Here is a 2,033-nt window from a genome sequence, read left to right as displayed (position 1 = left end):
TTATTTCTTCAGTGGAAAATCTTCCTAAATACCGTATAAAGTGGGATCATAGTCTTTTTGTGAGTTTAGTTTTGTGCAACGAATGAAAAGAAAAATAATAAGAACTTTATCGGCAACCATAGTTTGCTGTTTTTTGTCGCTCAATGCTCGTGGGATGCTGCCACCAGTTTTGGTATTAGAAGACGTAGGAATCGAGGATAATCGCTGGTCTGTTACTGCCAGTACAGGCTATACCGAGTATCAAAATATGTATCACAATGATGGGCATTCAGTCATTGCGCGAATGGCGGTTGCAGCAGAATTATTAGCAACAACACAAAGCAGTTTCGGTATAGAACTCGGTGTCCAAAATGGTAGAAGTATGCGCTTGGGTATCCCTCCTGGTACTCTTGATGTTTTAGGTGGAGTGGTTCGTACAACAGTAAAACCGATGCTGGATTTGTTAATTACTGCCAATAGTAGTCCAGTGACTGAAAGCCTTCTTTTTGCGCAAGTGAAAGGGGGAATTGCTTACCGGCATTGGCAAATTGCCAGTTATTTGATTGAGAATAAATCAGAGTTGGCTGGAGAAGTGCAAGCCGGTTTTGGTTATCCGATTACCGAGGTGACCAGTTTAAATTTACTGTACCAAGGTGTTTTTGGTACTACTCCAAAAATTCGTGCTAATTCGTCTATGGAAAGTTGGCATTTGTCTAATATTCCTGTTCAGCATGGTTTGTTATTAGGTTTTTCGATTATTGTTTAAATTACAAAGGGTAAAGTAAAACGAATTGCCTGTCATGCAAGAGAAAATAAATTACACTTTAGCCGAGAATGAAGTGTTGCCTAAAAAGTTAACCCCTTTTTTTGGTATTTTATTAAAAAACAACCCATTGCGTTCGCTATCTTTTTTTAGCTCCCTTATCGTTAGTTTTAGAAACCAATATTATCCCTTATTCTTTAAAGATGATTATTGATGCTATTAGTAATCAGCAGGGTGAGCGCACTCATATTATTGTTGCTGTAGCACCAGCTTTATGGTTAGGGGGAGGGGCTTGGGCTGGTTTAATTATTATCATTCGCTTGCAAAACTGGTGGCAGGGCTATGTCATTCCAAGATTCCAAGCTCAGGTTCGGATGTCTGTTTTGGATTATTTATCCCGCCATTCTTATCATTATTTCTCTAATCAAATGGCTGGCAGCCTCGCTAATAAAGTGAATGATCTTCCCAGGGCTCTTGAAGCCATTCGCATGATTATCAGTTGGAATGGTATAGCTACAATCAGCGCAACTATTGTGGCTTTAATATTGATGGCCACAATTAATAAATGGTTTACGGTTTTGCTATTATCCTGGATTATTTTGCAAGGTATTATTAGCTTTTATTTTGCCCGCAACATTAATCGCTATGCGGAAGAAAACGCAGAAGATAAAAGCAAATTAAGCGGAAAAATTGTTGATACCCTTAGTAATATTAGCGCGGTAAAACTTTTTGCACGCAGTCGTGATGAATTAGCTTACGTCAATAAAAGTCAGAAAGAAGAGGTACAAAGTAATAAGAAGCTTATCATTTACATGAATCTCTTTCGTTTGTTTTTAGATATACCAGTAACAATCATGTTAGTACTTATGATGTATTTGCTTTTATCTTTCTGGCAACGCAATTTGATAACCACGGGTGACCTGGTGTTTATTTTTAATTCTTTTTTCGATCATGACGCAGGTGTGGTATTTGTGCCATGCTTTGGCTGATTTATTCCGTGAAATCGGTGTAGCCCAACAGGCTTTGTCATTGATTGTCACACCTATCGAAATTGTTGATGAACCAGATGCAAAACAATTGCTAGTAAAGCAAGGAAAAATTGAGTTTGACAATGTGAGTTTTCATTATCACCAAGGTAATCAAATTTTTGAAAAAAATCGGTAGTCATTCGGCCTCGGCAACGCGTTGGTTTAGTAGGTTATTCCGGGAGCGGAAAAACAACATTTATTAATTTGATTCTACGGTTTTTTGATGTGGAAGAGGGTCGTATTTTAATTGATCAGCAGGATAT

4 protein-coding genes are annotated in these 2,033 nt (G+C 37.9%); all 4 read left to right on the top strand.

Features of this window, described 5'->3' with window-relative positions; translation table 11 throughout:
- The first annotated feature begins 154 nt into the window (after positions 1-154).
- Positions 155-745 (top strand): hypothetical protein, encoded by a 591-nt coding sequence (locus BN58_RS12930; RefSeq protein WP_156812516.1) that lies wholly within the window; start codon positions 155-157, stop codon positions 743-745.
- Positions 746-945: 200 nt separating this feature from the next.
- The gene (locus BN58_RS34370; RefSeq protein WP_019217191.1) at positions 946-1,731 is read left to right on the top strand and encodes an ABC transporter transmembrane domain-containing protein; all 786 of its coding nucleotides are present in this window, start codon (positions 946-948) and stop codon (positions 1,729-1,731) included.
- The gene (locus BN58_RS34365) at positions 1,712-1,906 is read left to right on the top strand and encodes a hypothetical protein (RefSeq protein ID WP_019217190.1); all 195 of its coding nucleotides are present in this window, start codon (positions 1,712-1,714) and stop codon (positions 1,904-1,906) included. The genes BN58_RS34370 and BN58_RS34365 overlap by 20 nt, the downstream gene beginning before the upstream one ends.
- A 2-nt stretch (positions 1,907-1,908) precedes the next feature.
- Positions 1,909-2,033 (top strand): ATP-binding cassette domain-containing protein (locus BN58_RS34360; protein WP_232220599.1); only part of this gene is annotated, 125 nt, incomplete at its 3' end.

Origin of the sequence: Legionella tunisiensis, from assembly GCF_000308315.1 — a bacterium.
In the GTDB taxonomy this organism is placed as follows: Bacteria; Pseudomonadota; Gammaproteobacteria; order Legionellales; family Legionellaceae; genus Tatlockia; species Tatlockia tunisiensis.
This window is presented reverse-complemented; position numbering and strand designations above follow the sequence as displayed.